Source organism: Halobacillus sp. ABR2_026, from assembly GCF_056158545.1.
The window spans coordinates 813,970-840,227 of sequence record NZ_JBSWTM010000001.1; the positions used below are offsets into that span (position 1 = coordinate 813,970).

Here is a 26,258-nt window from a genome sequence, read left to right on the forward strand (position 1 = left end):
GATGGAAGGGCGGTGATCTTGTGGTCAGAAATTATCAAACCATGTCACTTTTTCTAACTTGTTAATGTGAATATCGTATCTTATTTTTCCTCGATTTTCAATTCGACGAAGGTCCCCCATTGGTTTAATGGTTTTCAAAGCAAGGGAATAATAAACGTATAATAAAATAAGGAGAGTGTTCGAAATGCCATGGGATACAGAGGATTACCCAAGTTCCTTTAAGAATATGGAAACCCCGGTCCGAAAAAAAGCGATTGACATTGCGAATGCGATGATTGATGAGGGCTATAAAGAGGAGCAGGCTATTCCGATCGCTACCGAGCAGGCGAAAGAATGGTATGAAAATGCAGATGAAAAAGAAATCAATCGTGTGAAACAGATGAGTGATCAAAACTTGAAAACAAGAGACGATGAAGATCAGAAAGGGGAGAGCCGGCCGGAATTGTTGGAAAAGGGCGAGCATGTAGTCGTCCATGAAGATGGCTGGGCTGTAAAAGCAGAAGATGCAAAACAACCGTCAGACGTATTCGAAAACAAGCAGGAAGCCGTAGAGAGGGCCAAAGAAATTGCCACTAACAAGGGGACTCCAGTAGTCATTCATAGAAAAGATGGAAGTATCCAACAAAAAATGTCAATGGATGGTTAATCTTAGGTTTACTCCTTTTCTGAACGGGATATATAGCTTATATACTAAATATTCAAGGAGGAATTCAAAGTGGCTGATAGTAGAAATCAAGCGGAACATGTAGTTTCTCATGAAGAGGGTTGGGCCGTACAGGCAGAAGGAGCAGACCAGCCGACCAAAGTTTATGAAAATAAACAGGAGGCTATCGATCGCGCGAAAGAAATTGCACAGAACAAAGGGACATCCGCAGTGATTCATACAAAAGAAGGTAAGATCCAAAATCAATATGATTACAGTAGCTAATACTTAAAAAGCACTCTGCAAAGGGTGCTTTTTTACGTTCGTTTTCAGGTCATCTGATAGGGAGTTTGTTCAAGGGAACGGTTTGTGTGATAGAATACGTAATAGACTGAATGTGGAGGTTCCAACTGATGAATGGACAAAAACGAAATGATATAAAAGTCGGCGCGGAAGTCGATATTGTTCTGAAGAAAGATCAGCGGACGGGTGCCCTGACCACCGGGAAAGTGAAAGATATTCTCACCAAATCACCGAATCATCCGCACGGAATAAAGGTACGCCTGGAGGATGGTCAGGTTGGCCGTGTGAAACATATTCATACCTGAAAACCAACGTAATCCTAACGAAAGCCCATGCAGAGCATGGGCTTTTTTGGTGGCAGATGTCTATTCTTTCAAGTTCCTAGCTTTGATTTTTTGTTGGAAATCTCTATAAGGCATTTCAATAGTGAAAAAGGGACCGTCTTCATCTTCAGTGACGGCAAGGATTCTATAATCCGTTCCAAAAATTTGCTGCATGGCATAATCTCCATTAGCAAAGGATTGACCATCGATGGAAAAACCCGATCTTCGGAAAGTTTCCAAATCCTCTTCTGAAAACGCTTTCTTTTCCTGTAATTGGATGATTGGGCGGATTAATGCTTCTCCATCTGGTTCATCAAGAATCTCATAGCTGATTTCAACCTTTACACTTTCCCGTACGTCTTCAAGCATATCAAATACAGCATCTTTAAATTCGGCTAAATCCAAAAGGAAACGGACATCTTCCGGTTCAAAACGGTTTAAGTAATGGGGCATGAAGCAGGTCTCCTTCCGGTCTTCTAACGATTATATTACCATGTTTAAAGTTTATGGACCTATGTAAATTGGAAAAGCGAGGAAGACTGTTGTCTCCCTCGCTTTATAGTCTTTCGGAAAATATCAAGTTTTACCAACTTGTGATTTCCACAAGTATGATGGTTTTTCCATGTTATTGCCGCGGTTAAAAATTCCACATGGTAGTTTTTGGCAACTTAAACGACGCAATCCCTACCTCTATTGCATCCTTACAGCTCCGAAGCTGATCCAGTGTGATTAAGTTGTATCAAAACGTAGCAGAATGCCAGTCTCATACTAATCACTCTTTTCTTTTCCGAGTTACCTTCTTAAGAAGGCACTATTAGAGTAGTATAACCCCTAATTCATCACATGTCAATAGTGTGCGTTTTGAAAGACTACCAATTACATAAGTTTGACGATAGAACGACCACGTGTATGACCTTTGAGGATTTGTTCAAGGGTCTCATTCACTTCAGTCAATGAATGGACCACTTTGATACGGTCAAAGGTTTCTTTAATTTTTAAATCATTAGCCATTCGATGCCAGACTTTTTTCCGCTGATCCATTGGGCATTGGACAGAATCAATACCAATAAGACTGATACCCCTTAATATGAAAGGATAAACCTCAGTAGGGATTTTGGTTCCACCTGTTAATCCACTGACGGCAGCGGCGCCGCCATATTGCAGTTGACTTAGCAGGGAAGCGAGAGGTTCGCCTCCAACAGGATCGATCGCAGCCGCCCACTTTTGGCTCCTCAATGGTCGCAGAGTGCCATCGAAGACATCCTCACGCGTGAGGACTTTTGAAGCGCCGATATCCTTTAAATAGGAGGAATGATCAGGGCTGCCCGTACTAGCTTCGACAATGTATCCTCGTTTGGCGAGCATAGCTACTGCCATGCTGCCGACTCCACCGGAAGCCCCAGTCACAAGCACAGGACCTTTGTCCGGAGTGAGGCCATTCACTTCTAAACGGTGGAGGGACAGTGCTGCAGTAAAGCCGGCAGTACCGTAAATCATCGCTTCTTCCGTAGTCAGCCCTTCAGGTAGATGAACGATCCATTCCGCCGGTATACTTGCATATTCGCTAAATCCGCCATGATGATTCACACCAATGTCATAACTTGTAGCTAAAACAGCATCGCCTTTTTTGAATCTTGCATCGGAGGATCGAACCACTTCACCAGATAAATCAATTCCTGGAATGAGGGGGTAATTTTCTACAAGGGGATTATCCGGCTGGGCGACCATCCCATCTTTGTAGTTGATGCTGGAATAGTGAACGTTTATTAAAACATCACTGGAAGGAAGGTCCGCAAAAGAAACATCTTGAACCGAACCGTTTACTTCTTTTTCTGTCTGGTCAATTTTATAAGCTTTAAACGTTGCCAATCTTACACCTCACTAACGTAATCAAGGACGAAGATCTTCGTCATAATCTTCTTCTGTTACAGAATCCTGCTTTGATTTTCTTCCTTTTTCCTGTTCCCGTTCTTCTTTTTTTACTTCTTCATCGGGAATTCCGTCCATCAAGTTTTCTTTTTTAAGTTTTTCTTTGAAGCTTTGGTCTTTCTCAGATAATTTATTCCGCTTCTGGTCGCTCATTATTCCACCTCCAGAAAATGGTTGTTTCGGGTATGATACCTTTTTAGAAGTGTCATTAAACGTTTGACCTTAGGATGAAATTTAAAAAAGCCGCCCGAGGACGGCGGCTTCATTTCTCAATGAATTTATTTTTAATTGATTGAATGACCGGAGTTTGGAGGAAATAATCAATGGTGGTGCTTATAATCAGGCCATGAATGATCACACCCAAAATTGTGAAAATGACGATAATAATATGACCGGCCATCGTTTCTGGTTCAAATCCTGATCGCCCGAAGAAAGTCAGGGATAGGATGGCGCTGACCCATGCGTCTCCGTAACTTTCCAATTCCTTTTCTACTAAGGTCAAGGGGATGATTAAAAGGAAGATCAGGAGGAAGGTGGCCCCGGATACGGTTAAAAGATGCTGCCTTTTCAGGAAGCGAATGAATGGCATGGTGTAATATTTTGTGATGGACTTTAATCTTAAAAGGTGCAGAATCCTTGCAAATCTTGCAAATTGAAACACGGCATCGAGTGGGATGGCAGCAATGACTATGAATGGGTGTCTTTTTATAAACCCCCATTTGCTGTCGGCTCTATATAAACGATAAAGAAAGTCGAGGAAGAAGATGGACCATGTTGTCCAAACGATCAGACTATTATATCCAGTTTGCTGCCAAATGGTTGCGACAGATAGAGCAGCTAAGCCGATCATTATTAATTCATAGAAAGTTTTACTGGATTTTCTAGAGCGTAGTCCCATCGTCATGCCTCTCTTCCTGATTATGTCGAATCCTCTTTTATTATATCATTCTATATCAAAGAGGACATACGCTATAATCAGCATTCTGCTTGAGGTAACGAATCTGCTAAAGTTTGTTGTGGATATGTATTACTTCTGCTATATAACTTCATCATAACCCAGGTGGCAAAGTCTCATAGACTCAGGAACTTTCGGATTCTGTACCACTTCTTTGATATTAGAATTTTCTTAGGTTTAACAAATCCATCCCTGAATTGATAAAGGTCTCCGTTCTCTTCCTGCACTCCCAGAACTTCAGATTTTACTTGTTGTTTGACATATTTTCGGAATGGGAAGGGTTTGTATTTTATCGGATGGTAAAAGTTCCTGGTGTAGAGAAGGGGGTACTCGTAAAGTGGTCCCTTCATATACCAGGGTGAGCCGGTTCGAAAGTCGTCTGGCGTCACAAGGGCACTTGTTTTTTTGAAAAGGACGACACTGGATCTGTTAAGGACTTCTGCGACAAACTGGGAGCAGAAGTAACTGGATTTCATGTGGATGGGCTGGTTCGCAGGCACCCCTAATAATCCTAAGTAATTGTAGAAGTAAGTTCTATAGTTTTTTGCGAAGGCTTTTAAGAAGGCGTTCTATTTTCTGATATTCTCTCCTGGTCACTTTTAATTCATATACCGCGCAGGTAGCAAACGGGTACCAGCTGAATGGTACCTTCGATCAAGTCTTCCTGTACGAAACCACCCCAAAAAAGGATTGGTCGGGCGACGCCTTCCAAAACTGTACAATCGCTTCATATTTTTATCAAGGGATAGAGAGGCATGGTTATAAGGGGCGGTGGTGACTGCTTTTATAGCTTGATTCGTAATTGTACCTGTATTGGATAGCAGCAAATAGACGGATTTCATAGAACTCCCCCAAATGGATGTTTCTGTAAATATACTATATGAAACTATGAAAAGAAACGGTTGATATTTCTCGCTCTCGTCGAATGTGGTATTCTCAAATTAATCAAATAACGAATGAAAGGGAGTAACAAGTGCGCAATCGATCAAATTTTAAGGGTTTTCTCTTTTTTGGAGGCGTAGTTGCTCTGTTGATTTTCTATGTAATACCACAAGTAGAAAAGGAGCTTCCCCAAGGGGTGTTCTACAAAGAAGATGTTCCTTTACCTACAAACCTTCACCCTACGGTGGAAGAACGAAAAGAAAAGTTGGTAGAATCAGTGGAAGAGGCCGGAATCAACATCGTCATCACAGAAGGGCATCGTTCCGTGGAAAGGCAGGACAAGCTTTATGAACAAGGCCGTTCTGTTGAAGGTGAAATAGTTACGCACGCCAAAGGTGGAGAGTCTTACCATAATTATGGATTAGCTATAGATTTCGCTCTTGAACTTGAAGATGGCCGCATTATCTGGGATACCGGATATGACGGTAACGGCAACGGAAAAGCTGATTGGATAGAGATTGTCGACCAGGCGAAAGCGCTCGGGTTCGAATGGGGAGGCGACTGGGATAACTTCAAGGACTATCCTCATTTGCAGATGGATTTTGGCTTATCAATAAGAGAACTGAAAAGAGGGGAACGTCCGCAAGTCGATGAATATGCCGATGAAGATTGAAAAAGGTGCTCCGCCTGGGAGCACCTTTTTTATTGATTATATTCTTCGTAAGGTTTGATCATCGCATGAATGGTTTCAATATAAGGCATGCTGAGTCCGACTTCATTACCTAAGCGCAAGGCTCCTCCATGCAGATGTTCAACTTCTAATGGAAGCCCCTTGCGTCGATCTTGATGCATAGAGGAAGTCATCTCTGGATCGAAGCCACGTAAGCGTTCAAAGGCTTGGTTTACTTGTTCCTCACTCAAAGCAATATGGCGTGCGTTCGCCAAAGCTTTCATCTCCTGGAGAATGCGCTCGGCTATACGGAAGGTTTGAGGGTAACTCCTAACTTCACCAATTGGCTGATTGACAGCGGTCGTGATTCCTGAAAAAGCGGTAATGAACATATATTTCTTCCACATGTCCTCGAGAATGTTTGGACTTAATGTCCCGCTTATGTTCGCTTGATTACAGGCGAGTGCCAGTTCCTCACAAATGGATTGCTGGGATGTATGAAGAGGTCCGAATACAAGGTCATGAAAGGGGCTCGTGTGAACAACATGCCCATTTTCATCGAGGGTTGCGATGATGTAAGACAATCCGCCAATCACTGCCTCTTCTCCTAATTCTTTCTGAAGGATGCTGATGTGCTCCATTCCATTAAGCACAGGATAGACTTTGGCCCCTTTATTCACTAAAGCTTTCAACCAATCCAAGGTACCGTGCAGGTGATAGCCTTTCACGGCGAGAAAAACAAGGTCCGGGTTTTCTATTTCATCCGGGCTCTTTGCGATTACCGGATCTGAAATTTCGTAATCTCCCATTTTACTATGTAACTTCAAGCCCTTCTTCTCCAGCTGTTCTGCTCTTCCCTCACGGACGAGGTTAATGACTTCATGGCCGGCCTCCTGCCATCGTGCTCCAAAATATGCTCCCAGTGCTCCTGCACCTAAGACTACAATTTTCATATTTTAACACCTCCGAAGAATTTACTTTCAGCTTTTGGCTACATTTTCAGTTGTAAAGCTTGAGGTTATCACTTTGGTCGTTTCTACAAGATCTTTAATATGGTTGTTCAAATATTGGATGATATCATCGAACCCCGCAGTTTTCATGATTTCATAATAGTGGTCTTCACTGTTAAAGATCGATTGACCAAGCATCAGCTCTTCATCCTCTTCAATGTCAATGACGTTTAAAAAGCCCATAGATCCCTGACTGCCTGTTAACTTATTGGAAAAATAGATGTTGTGATCGAGAGCACCGTGAGATTTCAGTAAGTCGCCTGATTTCCTGGTCATATCTATGAATTCTTCCAACTTGTCTTTATTGACTCGAAAAAGACAGATGATCGTAAACATTCGCATTCCCCCTGCATAAATCTTCTTAAAATCTTTGGTCTACTTTTGATGAACGTCCCGCATCGATGAGGAGAACGATAGCTGTGACGGTGTGCATGATCCACCCGACAATGGGAATGGCACCGATGGCACTCGTGATCATACCAAGTACACTCCCAGCGTAGGATTGATCCCCTTTTGCTGAGACGATGAGAGTGATCAAATGGAAAACGAACATGAACAATAGCGGCATCCAGCCATTACTGAATATGAACGCTCCCCCTGCGATTGGGATGGCGAGGAATGCTTCACATCCACCTGTTAACCATTTGAGTATTGTGGATAGTTTCATTAAAATCTGCTCCTTATCAAGTAATCTGCCCGCGTGCGAGAGCGGTAGGTCAGGCTTATCCTCACATTCCACACTATAGGTGGTTTTGAAACATTTTAACAGAATCAAAAATCGTTCTCTACTCTTATGCGTTAATTCGACATGAGGGACTCCATTTCCTTTCTTCCTCAAGGAAATGGAGTCAGTCTTCATCTCATAATGCCTGATAAACAAAACAACCCCCGGGAGACCGGAGGTTGTGAATGGTTACGTGTATGCTGCATCCAGCTTTTATTATTTACTAGCTTTCTGTAACTTCTGGATCATTTTAAGGCTGCGCCCCGTTCCGATGGCTACGGATTCTAATGGGCTCGGTGCCATGTGAACAGGTACAGAGATTTCCTCGGACAGCCATTCCTGCATGCCGTTCAAGAGGGATCCGCCTCCAGTCAGGATGACTCCATGATCGACAATATCCCCGCTCAATTCCGGTGGGCATTCTTCGAGAGTTGCGCGGATGGTTTCAAGCAATTGTTCAAGGGACTCTTTCAAAGCTCCTTGAATCTCCGTAGATTTCAATTCAATCGTTTTAGGGAGACCTGTGACCATATCGCGTCCTCTTACTTCCATCGTTTCTTCGGGATGGTCGATGAGTGCATAGCCTATTTCCATTTTAATCTGCTCGGCTGTACGCTCCCCGATCAAGACGTTATAAGCTTTCCTGACGTGTTGAATGATTTCTTCATCCATTACGTCTCCTCCTGTACGGATGGACTTACAGGAAACTACACCTCCAAAAGAAATAATGGCGACTTCACTCGTTCCACCACCAATATCTACAACAACATTTGCTATGGGTTCGTCAACTGGGAGATCGGCACCAATTGCTGCTGCAATCGGTTCTTCGATCAAGTGCACATTTTTGGCACCGTAACTTTTTACAGCATTATGAATCGCTCGTCGTTCAACAGATGTGGAGCCGGAAGGAGTACAAATGACAACCGTTGGTTTGCGCATCGATATGCCTGATTTTTTCGCTACCTTTTTCAACAATTCTTTTAACATTTGCGCGGTCATATCATAGTCAGCGATGACACCATCTCTTAATGGGCGGACAGGGATGATATTTCTTGGGGTCTTTCCGACCATTTCTTTTGCTTCTTTTCCTACGGCGACTACGTTCTTAGTCTCTGTATTGTAGGCCACTACAGATGGTTCGTTAAGTAAAATACCTTTTGATTTTGAATAGATCAATATATTTGCAGTACCAAGATCGATACCGATTTCTGCATTTGATAACATTTAGACGTACCTCCAAAGATGACAATTATTCTATTTATAGATCTTCTCTTATCATAGGTTTTTTCTGGGGGTTGAACAACAGGAAATTCGTGGTCATACAGAGTGGTGTCAGTAGTCATTTCCCATGTATAATGGGACTAAGGATTGAAAGAGGAGTTTTATAATGAGTTATTTGAAACATGAAGAAATTATCAAAAGATGTGAAAAAATAAACCAATCGTACGAAATTGACCCATCTTTTTTTGATGAGATTGTAGACGATTTATTGGATAGTGAACAAACAACTGAGTCAGTCATCTTGAATGGTTTTCAACGGCTGCTGTCAGAAGTGGATCATGAAATTAGCCGGATGGAGGAATTCACCTCTATGAAGCCGAATTGTTTTATGGGGTGTGCCTTTTGTTGTTATTTTCCCATTGTCATTACGAAAATGGAAGCAAAAATGTTCTTTCGGTCTATTGAACATTTCCCGGAAGAACGGAAGAAAGCCATTTACTCTCATTGGGAGAGCTATTACGAAAAGAATCAGGAAAAACTGAACGCCGCCGTGGCTATGGATTATGAAGCACCAGAGACGAAGCTTGAATATAAGAAAATGAATCTCCCATGCCCGATGCTGGATCCGGAGACCCAGTTGTGTATGGCTTATGAAGTACGGCCAATCCCGTGCCGAACGTATTTGAATTACAGCGATCCACAAGTGTGTGCAGACAATCATATGCCGAAAGAACCATTTAGTTATGAATTTCTTTATCAGTTTTACTTCGGAGGGATTAATGAGCTGATCCAAGCTCTGTATGAAAATGGGGAAGAGGTATTTGTCGATTATCCCATGGATGCTTGGAGCTATGACTATCTTCCTGCATGGATCGATCAATGGCGAAAGGGGACTTTACTTGAAATATAAACTTCTATCTTTGAATGTCGGTAAGCCTGAAACCTATGAAACCGTTAGAGGCGAATTGAAAAGCGCTTTCCGGAAAACCCCCGTGCACAATGGCCTCCATTTGAACGCCTTGAATTTTGAAGGAGACGAACAAGCGGATAAAAAGAACCACGGCGGAAGTGATAAAGCAGTTTGTCTCTATCCTGCCCAGCACTACAGGCACTGGGAAGCTCATTATGGACAGGAATTTTCTTTTCCTTCCTTTGGGGAGAACCTTACCGTAGAAGGTGTAGATGAACGTAAGGTGAGAATCGGGGATATCTTTCAGCTTGGAGACGCTCAACTTCAAGTATCTGAGCCAAGGAAACCCTGTTATATCATTGCCAGGACACATGGAATTGAAGATTTTCCTGCTCGAGTCATGGAAAAAGGGTTTTCAGGCTTTTATTTAAGAGTCTTACGCGAGGGAAAAATAACACCAGGCGATTATATGACCCTGATTGAAGCTCATCCCGGCGAGGTTACGGTCGATGATGTAAATAACGTCCTTTATCACGAGCGGAAACAGGTGGATAAAATCGAGAGAATCCTCACCATCGAACCGTTAGCTTCAGGATTAAGAAAGTCTTTACAGGCTCAGTTGGATAAATGGAAGTCATGAACATGTATCAGGTAAAGCTTTCCTAATTGAATAAGAATCGGAGGATTGAGAGATGGACTATGGACATTTGATTGAAGAAAAGATCAAACAATCGATGGAAAAAGGAGATTTCGATAACCTGCCAGGGAGAGGAAAGCCGCTGCCTAAGGATGAATTCGCCCACCTCCCGCCAGAGGTGAGGAATAGCTATCGCATCTTAAAAAATGTCAATATGCTTCCGGAAGAGATGGTCTTAAAAAAAGAAATCGTGGAACTTGAAGAACTGCTCGCTGAAATTACGGATCCACAGTTATCCTCCCACTATAAAAAAGAATGGAAAGAGAAAAAGCTTCGGTTTGACATGATGATGGAAAAAAGGAAACTCAAAGAGTCAGGAGTTTTCAAACAATATCGAAGAAAAATTGACCGGCGCTTCGGATTTTAATCCGTGTCGGTCTTTTGTCTAATTTCATAGGGGACACGGCAAACTAAAAGAAACGGCCCTGTAATCAAAAAGGAGGTAAGGGAATGTGCGGAAGATACACACTTTTGGCAGAGGAAGCAGAAATACTTAAGGAGTATGGAATTGAAAAACCCATCGATGGATATGAACCAAGATATAACATTGCCCCGGGGCAGAGAGTTCTTGCTGTCATTCATGATGGAAAACAAAAACGAGCCGGCTTCATGAAATGGGGGTTGGTACCGTCGTGGTCCAAAGATCCGAAAGTCGGTTACAAAATGATAAATGCCCGAAGCGAAACCGCTCATGAGAAGCCCAGCTATAAAAAACTAATGAGCCAGAAGCGCTGTCTGATTATTGCAGATAGCTTTTACGAGTGGCAAAAGAATGAATCAGGCAAACAACCAATAAGAATACAGCCTGAGGATCGATCTCTTTTTGCATTTGCCGGGCTATGGGATCAGTGGGAAGGGGAGGAAGAATCCCTGTTTACTTGCACGATTCTAACGCAGGAAGCGAACGAGTATATGTTACCCATTCATCACCGGATGCCCGTCATTCTGCCTGAAGAGAAGGAGGACGACTGGATTGAGCCTGTCAAATGGTCCTCATCTGATGCTAAGGGCTTCATCGAGCAGTTGACCATGGATGACCTTTGCTCTTATGAAGTCAGTGAATATGTCAATTCAGCTAAAAATGAAGGGCCGGATTGTATCACGCCGATTGCTTGAGGACTCAGGTGTCAACATGGAAAAACCTCTTAGAATCGCTGGGCATTGCAGAGGTAATCGCGTATGAACTTTTTCCACGGGGATTGTGGGAAAAGATTCATAATGAAAAGGCTCTGTTAAAGTTCAGTGTTGATATTGGCAGCAACGGATGGAAGTGACCATAAATGATAGGATGGTAAAAGGGGATTTATTCCAAGTGTCGAAACCATTAGATGATCTCCTTTCACGATCCAACCATTGAATCTTGTTGGAGTATAATTTCGAAACGGAGTCTTTAGCTAAATGGCAGGATTCTTGAAGACTTGATTTCGAGATGTTTTTTGAGTGGATGGGGCTGCGTGGAATAGCTCGCTTTCCGCGGGAGCGCGGTGAGCCTCTTCGGACTACGTCCTGCGGGGTCTCACCAAGCACTCTCTTCCCGCAGGAGTCTCGCCATTCCCCTCCGCCCCTTTGTCATGGCAGATTCTCTAAATCACTACTGGAACAATCAGCTTGAATGACTGAGGAAAGTAGATCATATAACCTCACCACAGCAGGCATTCAGAATTTATAAGCTTGATACAGAGCACTTTATGCCTGCCTTAAAATGGGGAAGAGGGAACAATTTCTCTAGGTATAGGGGTCGTTTCTCTTTACTATGAAAGGGGTGGTTGGGAAGCTGCGAGACTCCCGCGGGAATGGATTGGCTGGCGAGACCCCACAGGACGAAGTCCGAGGAGGCTTGCCGCCATCCCCGCAGGAAAGCGAGTGGCTTCCCAGCCGCCCCTAACGCTCAACCAGGCAATGAACCCCCAGAACATCTCGAAGCTGAGTCTTCAAGAAAAGGGATCTTTAGTTGAATAAGCCAAATATAAAAAAATGAGCTTCCATAAAATTGGAAGTTCATTTTTTTTAGTAATAGCAATACTAAACTTTAAAAAAGCCAATGAAAAAAAGAGGGGGCAGTCCATGATGGACTACTCCCTCTTTTTGGTCCGCTATTGATGAAATCACCCAGCTTGTCGTTGTTCCCGCTCTTGTTGTTTTTCTTTTTTGGCGACTTTCAGGAACTTGTTCGTTTCGGAAGCTACGACTCCTGATAAGAGTAAGAGACCGATCAAGTTCGGGAAGGCCATTAAACCATTCATGACATCAGCAAAGACCCAAACGGTGCTAAGCTGTGAGACAGCTCCAACTAGAACGAAGGCTACGAATACAATCTTGTAGATCCCGATGAATCGTTGGTTCGTTAAGTATCCGAAACACTTTTCCCCGTAATAGGACCAACCGACGATTGTAGAAAAGGCGAAAAAGACAAGCCCGATGGTTACTATATAGGCGCCTGCATCCCCAAGGAAGATTTGGAATGAAGTAGAAGTCAAATCTGCTCCATCCAGTCCACCCTGGTACTGTCCTGCCATTACGATTGTTAGCCCGGTCATAGTACAAACAATGATGGTATCAATGAAAACCTGTGTCATAGAAACGAGAGCCTGACGACCGGCGTAATCCGTTCGTGCGGCTGCCGCAGCTATTGGGGCAGATCCGAGCCCTGCTTCGTTGGAGAATACTCCACGTGCTACTCCATAACGAATGACGGTACCGAGCAACCCACCTCCAAGGGCGCTTGCCGTAAAGGCGTCGTTAAAAATCGTTCCAAAGGCTGGAATGATCAGGTTGTAATTGAGGATAAGAATGATTAATGCCCCAATGACGTAGAAAACAGCCATGATCGGAACAAAAAAGGCTGTCACTTTACCGATGCTCTTAATGCCGCCAAGTAAAACAAGCCCGGCAAGAAGCGTCAGTAGAATGCCGGTCACCCAGGGCGAAACATTGAATGTCCCTTCCATAACATCCGATACGGAATTGGACTGTACCATGTTACCAATCCCGAATGCAGCGACAGCGCCGAAGATGGCGAATAAGAATCCAAGGGGCTTTCCTAGCCATTTCATGCTTAGCCCTCTTGATAAGTAATACATCGGTCCCCCGGACATTTCTCCATTTTTTCCTTCGATTCGGTATTTTACAGCAAGAACGGCTTCTGCGTATTTAGTAGCCATTCCGAACACTGCCGTCACCCACATCCAGAAAACAGCCCCAGGACCACCTAAAACAACTGCTGTAGCAACCCCGGCGATATTTCCGGTACCGATTGTGGCTGCCAGAGCAGTCGTCAGGGCCTGGTAATGTGAGATATCCCCTTTTTCTTTCTCCTTCTTCGCTTTGCTTGGCTTGAAAGCAAGTTTGAGCGCGTAAGGGAGCGTTTTAAATTGAAGAAAGCCTAGACGAAGGGTTAAATAAACCCCGGTTCCCACTAAAAGAATCAAGAGGACGGGTCCCCAGACGATTCCACTTAGCTCACTTAAAAAACTGTGTAGTGCACTACCCTCTCCCATTATCTTCCCCCTATCGATATATGTAGTATTTGTTCATATGTTAAATATTCCGAAAATTTAAAACAAATGTCAAGGTGCTTTTCATACAAAAATGAAAAAAGCGGTTGAATTCGACAGGGAATGGGAAGATAATTGTGTGACTTGTCCTTTTTTGGCAGGATTTTCACGGCTTTCATAGAAAATAAAAAAAGAGAAATACTATATTGGAGGAACGAAGTTATGATTCGTGTATTGTTTGTCTGTCTGGGAAACATATGCCGTTCTCCTATGGCAGAAGCTGTTTTTAAAGATTTATTGATAAAAGAAGGGCTGGATAAACAGATTTCCGCAGATTCTGCAGGAATCGGCCATTGGCATATCGGAGCAGATCCCCACGAAGGCACGAGAGGAATTTTAGATGAGAAAAATATATCCTATCAGGGAATGAGAGCCAGGCAGGTGAAAGAATCCGACTGGGATGACTTTCATTATTTGATTGCCATGGATGATAAAAACATCCAGGACTTGAAGGGTATTCGGGAGAAAAATGATGTTACAGTTGCCAAATTGCTGGATTATGTACCCGATTTGAACGAAAACGAAGTACCCGATCCCTATTTCACAGGAAATTTTGAATATGTATACGACCTCGTGCACGAAGGCTGTACGAAACTCTTAGAGCAAATAAAAAACGATCATGATTTATGAGGAGGATGTTTATGGGACAGAGTAAACTTTGGAAAGGTGTACTAATCGGAGCTGTAGCGGGAGGAGTAGCCGCGCTATTGGACAAAGAAACCCGACAATATGTGGGAGATCGCTCACGAGCTACGAGTTCGAAGTGTCAAGGCTATATAAAACATCCTTCAGAGGCTATTCACTCCATCAGGATGAACTATGAAGCATTCTCTTCCCAAGTGAATAAGAGAGTGGAAGAACTTCTGGAATTATTAGAGAAGGCGGAGAGTATGCTGAATAAGGTAGGGGAAATCAATCAAGAAGTGAAAGAGCAGCTGAGAGCTGTCGACGATTCAAAAGAAGCTTCTTGATTCCAAGAGGTGAGGGAGTATCGTGAAGATCATCAAGAACTTTGGCAAAGAGTTGGTTACTCGCTTCGGCGAAGATGATGTCGGAGGGATGGCTGCTCAACTGTCATATTTTTTTCTGCTATCTTTGTTTCCTTTTATGATATTCCTGCTTACATTGCTTGGGTATTTACATATTGACGAGGAACGAGTGCTTGCTTTCGTCAGTACCTATGCCCCCCCTGAAACATTTGACTTGATTACGGAGAATGTGTCGTCTTTGTTAAGCAGTGAAAATGGAAGTCTACTATCAATAGGTTTGTTAGGAACTTTGTGGGCGGCTTCCAACGGTGTAAATGCCATTATGAGGGCGTTCAATCGTGCCCATAGTGTAAGTGAAAACCGTTCCTTTTTCGTGTCCAGGATGATAGCCATTGTTCTTACCGTTGCTATGGTTTTCGTCATAGGAATTGCCTTTTTGCTTCCTGTTCTTGGTCATACGATCGGTGTCCAGCTCTTTTCAGTCTTTGGACTTTCCGAGAACTTCTTGACGTTGTGGAATGGGATGAGATGGGTCATTTCATCCATCATTTTTTATATTGTATTGTCCTTTTTATATGTGACGGCTCCAAATAAGCGATTGAAGTATCGAGATACTGTACCTGGAGCATTGTTCGCTACTTTTGGCTGGCAGCTTGTTTCGCTCTTGTTTTCCTTCTATGTCAGCAGCCTTGGAAATTTCTCGGCAACCTACGGCAGTTTAGGGACGGTCATCGTTCTTATGATCTGGTTGTACCTCTCTGGGATTGTCATCATCCTTGGAGGCGAAATCAACGCCATGAGCCATCATCGCCGGACAGAAGAAACTTGGGGATGAGGAAAAAAGCCAGGGTCTCATTTAGAGTGACCTAATAAAATGAGACTTAATAAAACACCTTCAAAGTTGTAATACTACTTACACTTGGAGGTGTTTTTCTTATGGGTAAAAAAATTCATTATCCAAAAGAAGTTAAGAAGAAAGTTGTTCAATTAAAGTTAGAGGGAAACCATTCAAACCAGGAGTTGATGGATATGTTTGGAATTAAGAATAAGTCTCAAATTAAAACTTGGATGAAATGGTTTAGAAACGGGGAGAACCACCGTTTCGCTCAACCTATAGGAAAACAATATTCGAATGGGTTAGGTCCGAAAGATGAGAATGAAGTTACGTTGTTGAAGAAGAAAGTTGCTTATTATGAAATGAGAGAGGAATTGTTGGGAAAATATCAGGAAATCGAAAGGAAGTGGTTCCAGAAGTATTCATCCAAGTCGTAGAAGCTTTTAAGCATAAGTACAAGATCAAAGCTATTTGCGAGTGTTTCGGTGTAGCTAAAGCCACCTATTATCGTTGGCGGGGAAAGGAATGGGGACCAACGGTGTTAGAGAAAAAGATCATTGAGACTTGTGAAGGTTTAAAGTTTCGAATAGGTCACCGTATGGTCCGAGATCTTTTACGTAAAGAACATCAAATAAAGGTGAATCGAAACACGGTTCAAAGAATTATGCAGAAATATCATGTTCAATGTCGTGTGAAACCGAAGAGACAGTCTTATATTGCCGGGGAAAGCAAGATTGTTGTACCCAATTATTTAGAACGAAATTTTGATGCTACTAAACCTAATGAAAAGTGGGTGACAGATATTACCTACCTTCCTTCCTTATGGAGAGAAGATGTTATATTTATCAACGATTATGGACTTGTACAATAATGAAATTCTCGCTTATTCCATTAGTGACAATCAAGAGAAATCATTAGTATTGGATACGTTGAAGAAAGCTTGCGAAGGACGTGGTGTGTATGAAGTGATCCTTCATAGTGATCAAGGGTCACAGTACACGTCTTATGAATTTCAGGAAGAGACTAAAAAAAGAGGCATTATCACAAGCATGTCCCGGCGGGGAAACTGCTTTGATAATGCCGTCATCGAATCCTTCCACTCCATATTAAAATCGGAAGAATTCAACCCTCTAGATCGAGGGAAGTTAGATAACCATACAGTACGTGAAAAAGTAGAAACGTACATGTATTACTACAATTATTGTCGACCATTTAAAAAACTAAACTGCCAAACTCCAATTGAATTCAGAGTAATGGCAGCCTAGGTGTTTTATTGAGTCTTATTTAACTGTGTCACTCCAATTTGAGACCCTGGCTTTTATACATCGTCCCCTTCAAGTGTTACCTAATCGAAATCCATGTTTAAGTCGTTCATTTCAATAAACGAAGCCCGTTCAGTATGACCAGAATTGTGCTTCCTTCATGACCGATAACGCCAAGAGGAAGGTCTAACACTTGTAGGAAATTACTAATGATTAGCAGCATGATGATGGTCACCGAAAACATTACGTTTTGTTTGATGATTTTGTTCATCTTTCCAGATATTTTAACGGCTTCTCCAAGCTTGGGAAGGTCGTTCTTCATGAGTACGACATCCGCTGTTTCCAACGCTACGTCTGTACCTTCTCCCATGGCCACACCTACATCAGATTCAGCAAGGGCGGGGGCATCATTGATTCCATCCCCGACCATGCCTACGTGAGAGAAGTGTTCTTTTAAGGTCCGGATTTCTTCCAGCTTTTGATTGGGCAAGCATTCAGCAATGAAATTGTCCATCCCCACTTCTTCAGCAATCGCTTCAGCTGTCCGGGGATTGTCACCTGTCAACATAATGGTGTACACACCTTGGGCTTTCAAGTTTGAAATGGCCTGTTTCGCTTCTTCCCTGACTGTATCCTTCAAAGCGAACAGAGCAACTATCTGCTCATCTTTTGCAGCGAAAATTACAGTTTTTCCTTGGGAGGATAGGCGTTCAACTGCATGGTCTTTATAAGAGATAGCCGCCTCATTTCCCACAAAGTCAGCTTTACCGATTTTCCAGTTCTCATGATTATAGATACCACTTACGCCTCTCCCGCTGTGATCTTTTACGTTTTCAACGGGGAGAACTGTTGTATTGCGTTCTACTGCGTAACGTACAATGGCTTGAGCAAGAGGGTGGTTGGACTCACTTTCGATGGAGGAGACAGCAGACAGGATAGATATTTCCATGTCTTCTTCCAAAGGGATGAAATCCGTGACTTCGGGTTCTCCTTTCGTGAGCGTTCCGGTCTTATCAAAGGCGACCGCTTTCAAGTGAGATAAATGTTCCAGATGGACGCCTCCTTTGAAAAGGATGCCGCTTCTTGCCCCTTTAGATATAGCGGATAAAGTTGCCGGCATGATAGAAGCGACTAGCGCACAAGGCGAAGCGACGACTAGCAGGATCATTGCTCGGTAAATGGTTTCCATCCAGGACCAGCCCAATACGAAATGAGGAAGGAATAACATAAGTCCGACAACTGCCAAGACGATTTTTACATAGGTACTTTCAAACCTCTCGATAAACAATTGCGAAGGGGATTTTTCGCTTTGTGCATTTTGGACCATCGTGATGATCTTTTGAAAAAGGGTCTCACTCGATGGTTTAGTGACGGATACGACAAGACTTCCATCAATATTCATCGTCCCCGCAAAAACTTCTCCAGCTTCACGTTTCGTTACAGGAAGGGATTCTCCGGTAATCGCACTTTCGTTGATCGTCGAAGTTCCTTTAACAATGGATCCATCGGCAGGAACACGCTCACCCGGTTTGATTAAGATATGATCCCCGATTTGAAGAGTTTTTACAGGGACCCATTCATAACCCGCATTGGTTATAAGAAAAGCCTCTTCCGGCTGCAAGCTCATCAAAGCAGAGATTTCTTTATGACTTTTGTTCATCGTGTAAGTTTCCAAAGCTCCACTAAGTGCAAAGATGAAAATGAGGACAGCGCCTTCCGTCCAGTATCCAATCGAAGCGGATCCGATCGCAGCTAAAATCATTAATAACTCCACATTGAGTGAGCGATCTTCAACCGTCTCTACCAGGCCTTCTTTTGCTTTGGCAAAACCACCAATCAGGAAGGCGGCCAAATATAAACCAACATAAACAGAAGGGCCCCAGTGGTGCTCACCATACCATGCCAACAGGATAAGACATCCACTTAATATTGCAGCCGCCAGTTCCGCATGTTCCTTTAACGAAGTGAACAGTGGTAATTTTTGCCGTCCTGAGAATGTTAATGTGTGGGATTTGTTCATTTTATTTTCAACTCCTTGTTCTAATTGAGAATGAAAGTCATTATAAATGGATGAATGGTTTTTCAGATTAAAATAATTTTAATTTAATATATGTTATTATCATATCATTAAAGGGTGATAATACAAGTGAAAATGATGAATTGGTTGAAAATTAATCAAGGCAGTTGATATTACAGGTGTCAAGTTGCTATATTAGACAGGTGCAATAAACATATGGAAGGTGGAAACAGAGAAATGCGCAAAGGTCTTTTATTTATACTTATACTAATGCTTGCTGCGTTTCTGGCAGCTTGTGGTTCAAGTGAGGAAGGCGAGAGTAGTTCAGACAGCCAGGAAAGTGAAGAGGCTGCAGATGGAAAATGGAGTGAAATCCAGGAAAAAGGCGAAATTGTAGTCGGTACTTCGGGTACGCTTTTCCCTGCGTCTTATTATCCTGAAGGTTCTGATGAAATGACTGGATATGATGTTGAGATCATGAGAGAAGTGGCGGATCGTCTTGGTCTGGAATTGAAATTTGAAGAATATGGTGTGGATGGTCTACTATCTGCCATTAACAGTGGTCGTATCGATGCCGTGATCAATGACATGGAAGTGACGAAAGATCGCCAGGAACAGTTCACATTCAGTGAGCCATATAAATATTCTTATTCCACGATGATTGTCCGTGAGTCTGATCTATCCGGAATTGAAAAGCTGGAAGACTTGGAAGGAAAAACCCACGGCGGTGGAGCAACGACCGTATTCTCCCAAATTGCCGAACACTTTGGGGCAGAAACGAAAACATACGGTAATGTGACTAATGATGTTTACTTGAGAGATGTTGAAAATGGAAATACAGACTTCATCATTAACGATTATTATTTACAGTCCCTTGCATTGAAGGCGCTGTCTGATATTGAAGTTCAGCTACACCCTGATTTGAAATTCCATCCTACGAACTCCGCCATCGTCATGCCGAAAGATGCGTCGGTTATGAAGAAGGAAATCGACGCAGTTCTCCAGGAGATGCGCGAGGACGGCACTTTGACAAAGCTTTCGGAGGAATTCTTTGGTGGTAAAGATGCTTCCGAAAAACCAGAAGCGGATATCCGTGAACTTGAAGGACTGGACCTGTAAGGAGCTCCCTTATGTTAGGTATTGAAATAAACGAAATTCAAATCGAAAAGCTTTTTAACGCGGAACGTGCCTGGTCGAATCTTCCTTTTATCCTTGAAGGTGTGCCGATGACATTATTGGTGGCTTTGATCGGTATGTTGGTCGGTCTTATTCTGGGTTTTTTCCTCGCGTTGGCGCGGGGGTCGGAACGCGTCTGGCTTAGATGGCCCGCACGCTTTTACATTTCATTTATGCGGGGAACGCCTATCCTTGTTTACTTATTCGTTTTGTATTTCGGTCTTCCTGTCGTAGGGATAAAAATGCCGGCAACGGTTGCAGCGATCATTGGCTTCGGGACTAACAGTGCGGCCTATATTGCAGAAATCAACCGTGCTTCCCTGAACAGTGTCCCCGGCGGTCAGTGGGAATCTTCCAGGGCGCTTGGGTTTACGTACTGGCAGACCATCAGAAGAATCATTATGCCACAGGCAACGAGAATTGCTATTCCGCCGCTTGGCAATGTCTTTCTTGATTTGCTTAAAGCAACTTCATTAGCAGCAATGATCTCTGTGCCTGAGATTTTGAATAAAGCACAAATTGCAGCAGGCCGTACGGTAGATTCAATGACGATGTATATTACAGCTGCATTGGTCTATTGGCCACTTACCATGATATTTTCTGCACTTCAAGACTATTTGGAGAAGCGTCACAACCGATATTTATAAAGGGCTCTGTTAAAGTTTAGGGTTGATATTACTGCCAAAAAAGGAACTTCCAATTTTTTGGAAGTTCCTTTTTTATATTTGGCTTATTCAACGAAAGCTCCTTTTCTTGAAGACTTTATTTCGAGATGTTCCAGGGGTTCATTGCCTGGTTGAGCGTCAGGGGTGGCTGGGAAGCCACTCGCTTTCCTGTGGGGGAGTGGCGAGCTTCCTCGGGCTTATCGCCCTGCGGGATCTCGCCGATCTCCTTTCTCCCACGGGAGTCTCGCAGCTTCCCACCCCCTCATTCCAAGAGGGTGTAAACGAACCCCTTTACAAAAGTTGAATGGTCTTCCATTACCCCGGTTGTTGTAAGCATAAAACGCTATGGATCAAGCTTTCCGGGTTCGAGCACCTCGGTTTGGGCGTATGAACCTTATCATCTCACCAACTAGAATAGCGGATGGTTCATGAAGGGGTTTCGAGACACTGATATAGCTAAGGGGCGGAGGGGGATGGCGAGACTCCTGCGGGAAGAGAGTGCTTGGTGAGACCCCGCAGGACGTAGTCCGAGGAGGCTCACCGCGCTCCCGCGGAAAGCGAGTCATTCCCCGCAGCCCCTATCCACAACACAAAATTCTCGAAATCAAGTCTTCAAGAATCCTGCCCTATAGCGAAAGACTCCGTTTCGAAATAATAATCCAACAAGATTCAATGGTTACATCCTGAAAGGAGATCATCTTAAGGTTTTGGCATTTGGGGATAAATTCCTCTCAATCCGTTGAAGCAAATATCAACACTGAACTTTAACAGAGCCTTTGGTTTATCTTCTCTTGGTAAGACTGTGCTAAAAGTGTAGCATCGATCATTCCAGAAGAAGAGAGGAATCTTCAATAATGTAAGGTCTCTTTTCTTTATTCATTTTGCTGGAAAAATCACCATCTGTTCGTCATGACTGTTGTGCCTCAGTGTGTGGGTCTTTTTTATACCAGGTCGCTGCAAAAACGATGATCAATAGCGTAACGATGACGTAAAAGAAAGACAGGTCCGGCCATAGATCAAGAAAGAAACCTGAAAGAAAAGGCCCGAGAATACTACCAATACTGAAGGCCATCCCACATAAAATATTGCCGGCTGGGAGAAGTTCCTTTGGAAGCAGGTCTGTCATAAATGAAATTCCTAATGAAAATAAAGAGCCTACGAATAATCCTCCTATGGCAAAGGTTACAAACAGAGCAATCATCGAGCTTTCAAATAACGCAGAGCCGGTAAAAGCAGCAATCCCTCCAGCTACTACGATCATAATCACTTTTTTCCTTCCGATTCGATCACTCCACGTCCCCAATGGAATTTGTGAGAAGAGACTCGCTGCAGCAAAACATGGAATAATCAAGGATATTACGTTCACATTATGTCCGATTCTCATCCCGTATACCGGGAAAATGCCGTGCAGAGTTGCTTCTAAAAACCCATAGGCGAGAGGTGGGAGAAAAGCGACCCATCCTGTTCGTATGGCCTTCCCAAACCTTTTAATTGAACTGGTTCCATAGGCTGTGGTATGTTCTTTTTCAGGTATTTCATTTCTGACCCGAATCATGAATAACCACACGGCTAAACTTAAGAGAGAAGAAATGATGAATGGGACATGGATACCGAAAGACAGCAAGTTGGTCATCAGCGGTCCTATCGTGAATCCAACACTGAAAAATAAGCCATAGTAAGCAATGCTTCGACCACGGTTATGTTGGTCTGCCGTCGCAGTAATCCAGGTTTGGGTTCCGAAATGCAGGATCTGATCGCCGATGCCGATGGTGACTCTTAGCATAAACCAGAACCATAGCGCCTGCCAGAAGGGGAATAATGCCAGCGATACAATGACAAGGGCTCCGCCAGCCATGACCATAGGCTTATATCCTAATCGTTGTAATGGTTTTTCCATGAACGGAGAGGACAGTAATATCCCTATATAAAGACCCGTGGCATGCAGTCCATTGACAGAAGAAGAAATTCCGTTTTGTTCAAGGATCACAGCTATTAATGGAAGCAGCATCCCTTGTGAAAATCCGGAAATGGTTACGAGACCTATTAAAATCCAAAATCTTGTTTGTTTGGAAACCACTAGCGATCGCCCCCTTTTTTTCATACTTCCTTATCGTATAAGAAGACGACAGGAGGGGACAAGTATTCTTTCTGGTGCAGAAGGTTATTTCCTTACTGAAAACGGTTATTATAAGACTAAGGGCGCAGCAAATTGTCAAAGGAGTGAAAGAACATGGACTTTTATTTGAAAGAAAATGGTGTGCGTACATCGTTTGAATATGGTCAAATGAATATTTCAGGCGATGAAACGTTTGGTTTCCGTCCCTATCAGCTTATGGTTGCTTCCATTGCAGGTTGCAGTATAGGGGTTTTCAGGAAAATCCTTGATAAGCAGCGTACCGAATATGAGGACATCAAAGTCACAGCAGAAGTCGAGCGCAACCCTGACGAAGCGAATCGCATCGAAAAAGTGTACCTCCATTATGTCATCAAAGGATATCACTTGAATCAGGACAAATTATTGAAGAACTTGGACATTTCACAAAAGAATTGTTCAATGGTGCAATCGGTGAAAAATAGTATCGAAGTAGAAGAAACGCTTGAGTGCATACAATTAAGCAAGTAAAATGAAAGAGCCTTATCCTGAAAATGGATGAGCGCTCTTTTTTTATGTCTTATGTATACCTTTACATCTCCAGGATGAACGGATATTGAGCAGGGTGAGTATGAAGATGGTTGTGCCTTCACCACACTACCTGGAGCAGTATGAAGGAAGAGGAGAGGGTTGAAATGAGGAATATCAGCATTAAAGCATTTTTTTATCTTATGGGTTTAATTATCATTTCTCTTGGAATTACTCTGACCATAAAATCGAACCTTGGAGCAGGAGCGTGGGATGCACTCAATGTTGGACTGACAGAAACCATCGGCTTCACGGTGGGAAGCTGGGTCATTTTGATCGGAGCTCTGCTTATTGTCACAAACGCTTGGATTGCTAAAGAAAAACCGGATATTTTCGCCGTAATCACGATCTTTGTCATCGGTAAATTCATTGATTTCTGGATGTTGTCTGTATTTGACACATTTGGTCTCGATTCCTTCTGGCTTCAACTTGGGTTGTTGATCGGGGGGATTGCGGTCATCGCTTTTGGTGTCTCGTTATATTTACAACCCCAATTCTCCTTGAACCCAGTGGATGGATTCATGATCGCCCTTCAAAAAAGGTTTGGTTTCAGTCTTCGGACAGCCAAGACGCTGACAGAAGTCTTCGCTCTTGTCTTAGCCCTCTTGTTAGGGGGGCCAATTGGAATTGGTACTGTCATCATCATCGTACTGATCGGACCATTCATCCAATTTTTTGATGGAAAAGCAAACCATGTTATGAATAAGATGCTGTCGTAATTTTGTGTATACTGTGGGCCATCTTTCACAAAATATAAAAAAAGAAAGGTGGCCCATAATGTGAAGATAAATAGGTTAGGACTGATCATATTTATTGGGATTTTCATGGTCGTTAGTGCTGGGTCCATATCCGCTGAAAATAAAAAGGCTGAGAAAGAAAGCACGATTCCGAATCATGTGCTGAACATATCCAAAGACAACACATACCCGAACTCCACAGACGATCAAGAACTGCTGGAGGCTGAGGAAATAACGAAAGAATTGATGGAAGAGACGGATGTTCGTCTGACGAACCCGCAATTGATTGAGATGTTGAATGAAACATCTTTGAAACCATCTCCGTTTGCCATTGGTTATCGAGGAGAGATTTTTCTTGGAAGATGGCCCCTGGCCTATGACTCAAAAGAAACAAATATCAACTGGGAATATCAGGAGATCAATACGAACGAGTACAGCAACCACGGGGGAAAACAAACGGAGAAATTGAGTTATGAACAGAAAGAGGAAAAGCAGATCAAAGGTGGCTTGACCTCAAGGATCAGTCACAGTGATCAGATGATGAAACTCATCCTTCTGGAAGCTCAAAAGAATACGAAACTGCCGTTATCTTTTAACACAGTCATTGGGAAAGGAACGAAACAGAAAAACTCTTACGGAGTTCCTACAAATAAAGTAGGCATTCTCCATGCCTATGCTCCAGCTGTCAACGAAAAAGGAGAAGTGACCTTCGGAGATGTTTACATTCAGCTTAAAGGTTCCAAAAAAACGTTGAATGTAAAAAATATCACGAGACAGGGAATCGGGGCATGGATCCCGATTCAAGATCACGTGAGCTTTTCATTTGAAGTGAAATAGGATTTCTCATTAGAAGCTGAATTCAATTCTACGCGCTGTTCTGACATGAAGATGTTTTGTTCAAACAACTCTTCAGCAAGAATGAGGCGCGTTTTTTTTGCTGCTGTCCAGTAGACTAAATCATTGACGACACCTACAACTGTATATTCATACCCGCGGTGCTCATGGTTCAAGGAGGACATGCCGTAGACTTGGAAAGGCTCATATGGATCATCTTTCAAGTCTTTCTTCAAATACTCGTGTAATTCCTTATTCAGCCGCTCACAAGCTTTTTCTAACACTTGATAAACCTGTTTCGGGTCTTGATGGAAACTGGTGGTCACTTTTTCAATCACCCGCATGTACTCGAAATTGTAATTTTCGATCGTGTTGATTTGTCCATTGCTGATCGTTAATAACTTTCCACTCCACTGGCGTACTTTCAAGAACCTGAGGCCGATGTCTTCTACTGTTCCGTGAAACGTGTTGTTGACAGTAATGAAATCGCCCTTATGAAGCTGCTTCTCATAGAGAAGGAAAATCCCTGCAAAGAAATCCTTAATCAGGCTTTGGGCCCCAAAACCGACAATGATTCCGATAACGCCAGCCCCGGCTAATAATTTTTCAATCTCTGTGAACTCATCAAGAACGACCAGAATAAATCCGATAACGGCTGAGTAGCTGATGATGGAATTCAACATCGATTCGAGCGTATTTTCTTTTCGTTCTTCAATAAAATCCGTTTTCTTAAAAAAGGTATGAATGACTTTTCGAAGAATGAGGACAATTACAAAGAGAACCGCCGCTACAATCAGTAGTCGTATGACGGGGTTTTGTTCGAGATATTCATTGAATTCGGCTAGTGTCATGATTACTTCCTCCTAAATGTTCTCTTGAGCATTATACCATTGTGCTGGGGGGGATTCCTTCTCTATGGACAGTGCCGGTGACTTGTACTATGATGAACGTGGTCAAAATGTAAGAGTATGAAGAAGAGAGGTGCGGAACAATGGCACAGCAAGAACGTATGGAAGATTTGAAAGCACGCCTGGCTGAATTTATGGGCCGTATTGAAAATTTAGATCCGGAAGAAACATCTGTTGAAGATATCGATCGTCTTATTTCCATGTTGGAAGACCTTGAAAAAAACATGAAGTAAACGGTTATCGTCAGAATTGACTCTCATTTCATTTGAGGGTTGATTTTTTTACATTCGTGCTTTATCATGATAAATCGTTAATGTATGAAAAGAGTGAGAGG

At 42.9% G+C, this 26,258-nt stretch carries 30 protein-coding genes and 1 pseudogene; 18 read left to right on the forward strand and 13 right to left on the reverse strand.

The features are described from left to right. Positions 1 to 184: 184 nt before the first annotated feature. The 3 genes from ACXADE_RS04100 to ACXADE_RS04110 all read left to right on the forward strand — a co-directional run bounded on the left by ACXADE_RS04100 (position 185) and on the right by ACXADE_RS04110 (position 1,251). On the forward strand, positions 185 to 646 hold the full coding sequence (locus tag ACXADE_RS04100; RefSeq protein ID WP_474979241.1) for a DUF2188 domain-containing protein: 462 nt from the start codon (positions 185 to 187) through the stop codon (positions 644 to 646). A 69-nt stretch (positions 647 to 715) separates the two neighbouring features. Then, positions 716 to 928 carry a DUF2188 domain-containing protein gene (locus tag ACXADE_RS04105; RefSeq protein WP_474979242.1) on the forward strand — a complete coding sequence of 71 codons (213 nt, stop codon included), beginning with the start codon at positions 716 to 718 and terminating at the stop codon, positions 926 to 928. A 128-nt stretch (positions 929 to 1,056) separates the two neighbouring features. Beyond that, on the forward strand, positions 1,057 to 1,251 hold the full coding sequence (locus ACXADE_RS04110; RefSeq protein WP_474979243.1) for a YwbE family protein: 195 nt from the start codon (positions 1,057 to 1,059) through the stop codon (positions 1,249 to 1,251). A 60-nt stretch (positions 1,252 to 1,311) separates the two neighbouring features. On the opposite strand, the gene ACXADE_RS04115 is transcribed toward ACXADE_RS04110, so the two are convergent. From ACXADE_RS04115 to ACXADE_RS04135, 5 genes are all read right to left on the reverse strand, one after another. Continuing rightward, positions 1,312 to 1,722: a hypothetical protein gene (locus ACXADE_RS04115; protein WP_474979244.1), complete on the reverse strand. Its 411-nt coding sequence runs from the start codon at positions 1,720 to 1,722 to the stop codon at positions 1,312 to 1,314. A gap of 423 nt (positions 1,723 to 2,145) precedes the next feature. Next, positions 2,146 to 3,138: an acrylyl-CoA reductase family protein gene (locus ACXADE_RS04120; protein ID WP_474979245.1), complete on the reverse strand. Its 993-nt coding sequence runs from the start codon at positions 3,136 to 3,138 to the stop codon at positions 2,146 to 2,148. Positions 3,139 to 3,159: 21 nt separating this feature from the next. Beyond that, complete coding sequence (locus tag ACXADE_RS04125) at positions 3,160 to 3,351, reverse strand: hypothetical protein (RefSeq protein WP_474979246.1); 192 nt, start codon at positions 3,349 to 3,351, stop codon at positions 3,160 to 3,162. Between the two features lie 109 nt (positions 3,352 to 3,460). Then, entirely contained in the window at positions 3,461 to 4,102 is a 642-nt protein-coding gene (locus ACXADE_RS04130) for a hypothetical protein (protein WP_474979247.1), read from the reverse strand. A 650-nt stretch (positions 4,103 to 4,752) separates the two neighbouring features. After that, the gene (locus ACXADE_RS04135) at positions 4,753 to 4,995 is read right to left on the reverse strand and encodes a hypothetical protein (protein WP_474979248.1); all 243 of its coding nucleotides are present in this window, start codon (positions 4,993 to 4,995) and stop codon (positions 4,753 to 4,755) included. 236 nt (positions 4,996 to 5,231) lie between these two features. Here ACXADE_RS04135 and ACXADE_RS04140 point away from each other — a divergent pair, with 236 nt between their 5' ends. Continuing rightward, positions 5,232 to 5,708 (forward strand): M15 family metallopeptidase, encoded by a 477-nt coding sequence (locus tag ACXADE_RS04140; RefSeq protein WP_474979249.1) that lies wholly within the window; start codon positions 5,232 to 5,234, stop codon positions 5,706 to 5,708. A 29-nt stretch (positions 5,709 to 5,737) separates the two neighbouring features. Here ACXADE_RS04140 and ACXADE_RS04145 read toward each other — a convergent pair whose 3' ends face one another. The 4 genes from ACXADE_RS04145 to mreBH form a co-directional block, all read right to left on the reverse strand. After that, positions 5,738 to 6,658: a ketopantoate reductase family protein gene (locus ACXADE_RS04145; protein WP_474979250.1), complete on the reverse strand. Its 921-nt coding sequence runs from the start codon at positions 6,656 to 6,658 to the stop codon at positions 5,738 to 5,740. Positions 6,659 to 6,685: 27 nt separating this feature from the next. After that, positions 6,686 to 7,051 carry a DUF1428 family protein gene (locus ACXADE_RS04150; protein WP_474979251.1) on the reverse strand — a complete coding sequence of 122 codons (366 nt, stop codon included), beginning with the start codon at positions 7,049 to 7,051 and terminating at the stop codon, positions 6,686 to 6,688. Positions 7,052 to 7,076: 25 nt separating this feature from the next. After that, positions 7,077 to 7,382 (reverse strand): hypothetical protein, encoded by a 306-nt coding sequence (locus ACXADE_RS04155; RefSeq protein ID WP_474979252.1) that lies wholly within the window; start codon positions 7,380 to 7,382, stop codon positions 7,077 to 7,079. A 273-nt stretch (positions 7,383 to 7,655) separates the two neighbouring features. After that, a complete protein-coding gene (mreBH, locus tag ACXADE_RS04160; protein WP_474979253.1) occupies positions 7,656 to 8,663 on the reverse strand; it encodes a rod-share determining protein MreBH in 1,008 nt (335 codons plus the stop codon). 163 nt (positions 8,664 to 8,826) lie between these two features. On the opposite strand from mreBH, the gene ACXADE_RS04165 reads away from it, so the two are divergent. The 4 genes from ACXADE_RS04165 (at position 8,827) to ACXADE_RS04180 (ending at position 11,383) form a co-directional block, all read left to right on the forward strand. Next, positions 8,827 to 9,570, forward strand: coding sequence for a YkgJ family cysteine cluster protein (locus ACXADE_RS04165; protein WP_474979254.1), 744 nt, complete (start codon positions 8,827 to 8,829; stop codon positions 9,568 to 9,570). Next, on the forward strand, positions 9,560 to 10,210 hold the full coding sequence (locus ACXADE_RS04170; protein WP_474979255.1) for an MOSC domain-containing protein: 651 nt from the start codon (positions 9,560 to 9,562) through the stop codon (positions 10,208 to 10,210). The genes ACXADE_RS04165 and ACXADE_RS04170 overlap by 11 nt, the downstream gene beginning before the upstream one ends. A 52-nt stretch (positions 10,211 to 10,262) precedes the next feature. Next, positions 10,263 to 10,634, forward strand: a complete 372-nt coding sequence (locus ACXADE_RS04175) for a DnaJ family domain-containing protein (RefSeq protein ID WP_474979256.1) — start codon at positions 10,263 to 10,265, stop codon at positions 10,632 to 10,634. Positions 10,635 to 10,717: 83 nt separating this feature from the next. Further along, positions 10,718 to 11,383 (forward strand): SOS response-associated peptidase, encoded by a 666-nt coding sequence (locus ACXADE_RS04180; protein WP_474979257.1) that lies wholly within the window; start codon positions 10,718 to 10,720, stop codon positions 11,381 to 11,383. A 989-nt stretch (positions 11,384 to 12,372) separates the two neighbouring features. On the opposite strand, the gene ACXADE_RS04185 is transcribed toward ACXADE_RS04180, so the two are convergent. Then, a complete protein-coding gene (locus ACXADE_RS04185; protein WP_474979258.1) occupies positions 12,373 to 13,764 on the reverse strand; it encodes an alanine/glycine:cation symporter family protein in 1,392 nt (463 codons plus the stop codon). Between the two features lie 219 nt (positions 13,765 to 13,983). Here ACXADE_RS04185 and ACXADE_RS04190 point away from each other — a divergent pair, with 219 nt between their 5' ends. The 4 genes and pseudogenes from ACXADE_RS04190 to ACXADE_RS04205 all read left to right on the forward strand — a co-directional run bounded on the left by ACXADE_RS04190 (position 13,984) and on the right by ACXADE_RS04205 (position 16,910). Continuing rightward, the gene (locus tag ACXADE_RS04190; RefSeq protein ID WP_474979259.1) at positions 13,984 to 14,451 is read left to right on the forward strand and encodes a low molecular weight protein-tyrosine-phosphatase; all 468 of its coding nucleotides are present in this window, start codon (positions 13,984 to 13,986) and stop codon (positions 14,449 to 14,451) included. A gap of 11 nt (positions 14,452 to 14,462) precedes the next feature. Next, positions 14,463 to 14,792, forward strand: a complete 330-nt coding sequence (locus ACXADE_RS04195) for a YtxH domain-containing protein (protein WP_474979260.1) — start codon at positions 14,463 to 14,465, stop codon at positions 14,790 to 14,792. 22 nt (positions 14,793 to 14,814) lie between these two features. Continuing rightward, positions 14,815 to 15,645 carry a YihY/virulence factor BrkB family protein gene (locus ACXADE_RS04200; protein WP_474979261.1) on the forward strand — a complete coding sequence of 277 codons (831 nt, stop codon included), beginning with the start codon at positions 14,815 to 14,817 and terminating at the stop codon, positions 15,643 to 15,645. A 101-nt stretch (positions 15,646 to 15,746) separates the two neighbouring features. Continuing rightward, positions 15,747 to 16,910, forward strand: a pseudogene (locus ACXADE_RS04205) (IS3 family transposase). 106 nt (positions 16,911 to 17,016) lie between these two features. On the opposite strand, the gene ACXADE_RS04210 reads toward ACXADE_RS04205, so the two are convergent. Continuing rightward, the gene (locus ACXADE_RS04210; RefSeq protein ID WP_474979262.1) at positions 17,017 to 18,927 is read right to left on the reverse strand and encodes a heavy metal translocating P-type ATPase; all 1,911 of its coding nucleotides are present in this window, start codon (positions 18,925 to 18,927) and stop codon (positions 17,017 to 17,019) included. A 234-nt stretch (positions 18,928 to 19,161) separates the two neighbouring features. On the opposite strand from ACXADE_RS04210, the gene ACXADE_RS04215 reads away from it, so the two are divergent. Beyond that, complete coding sequence (locus ACXADE_RS04215; protein ID WP_474979263.1) at positions 19,162 to 20,043, forward strand: transporter substrate-binding domain-containing protein; 882 nt, start codon at positions 19,162 to 19,164, stop codon at positions 20,041 to 20,043. 11 nt (positions 20,044 to 20,054) lie between these two features. Continuing rightward, positions 20,055 to 20,747 (forward strand): amino acid ABC transporter permease, encoded by a 693-nt coding sequence (locus ACXADE_RS04220; protein WP_474979264.1) that lies wholly within the window; start codon positions 20,055 to 20,057, stop codon positions 20,745 to 20,747. Positions 20,748 to 21,672: 925 nt separating this feature from the next. On the opposite strand, the gene ACXADE_RS04225 is transcribed toward ACXADE_RS04220, so the two are convergent. Further along, positions 21,673 to 22,842, reverse strand: coding sequence for an MFS transporter (locus ACXADE_RS04225; RefSeq protein WP_474979265.1), 1,170 nt, complete (start codon positions 22,840 to 22,842; stop codon positions 21,673 to 21,675). Positions 22,843 to 22,995: 153 nt separating this feature from the next. Here ACXADE_RS04225 and ACXADE_RS04230 point away from each other — a divergent pair, with 153 nt between their 5' ends. The 3 genes from ACXADE_RS04230 to ACXADE_RS04240 all read left to right on the forward strand — a co-directional run bounded on the left by ACXADE_RS04230 (position 22,996) and on the right by ACXADE_RS04240 (position 25,019). Next, the gene (locus ACXADE_RS04230) at positions 22,996 to 23,388 is read left to right on the forward strand and encodes an OsmC family protein (RefSeq protein ID WP_474979266.1); all 393 of its coding nucleotides are present in this window, start codon (positions 22,996 to 22,998) and stop codon (positions 23,386 to 23,388) included. A 164-nt stretch (positions 23,389 to 23,552) separates the two neighbouring features. Next, positions 23,553 to 24,164, forward strand: coding sequence for a YczE/YyaS/YitT family protein (locus tag ACXADE_RS04235; RefSeq protein ID WP_474979267.1), 612 nt, complete (start codon positions 23,553 to 23,555; stop codon positions 24,162 to 24,164). 60 nt (positions 24,165 to 24,224) lie between these two features. After that, a complete protein-coding gene (locus ACXADE_RS04240; protein ID WP_474979268.1) occupies positions 24,225 to 25,019 on the forward strand; it encodes a YfkD family protein in 795 nt (264 codons plus the stop codon). Here ACXADE_RS04240 and ACXADE_RS04245 read toward each other — a convergent pair. Next, on the reverse strand, positions 24,989 to 25,867 hold the full coding sequence (locus ACXADE_RS04245) for a mechanosensitive ion channel family protein (RefSeq protein ID WP_474979269.1): 879 nt from the start codon (positions 25,865 to 25,867) through the stop codon (positions 24,989 to 24,991). The genes ACXADE_RS04240 and ACXADE_RS04245 overlap by 31 nt on opposite strands. A gap of 140 nt (positions 25,868 to 26,007) precedes the next feature. On the opposite strand from ACXADE_RS04245, the gene ACXADE_RS04250 reads away from it, so the two are divergent. Continuing rightward, positions 26,008 to 26,157 (forward strand): SE1561 family protein, encoded by a 150-nt coding sequence (locus ACXADE_RS04250; protein ID WP_474979270.1) that lies wholly within the window; start codon positions 26,008 to 26,010, stop codon positions 26,155 to 26,157. Positions 26,158 to 26,258 lie beyond the last annotated feature (101 nt).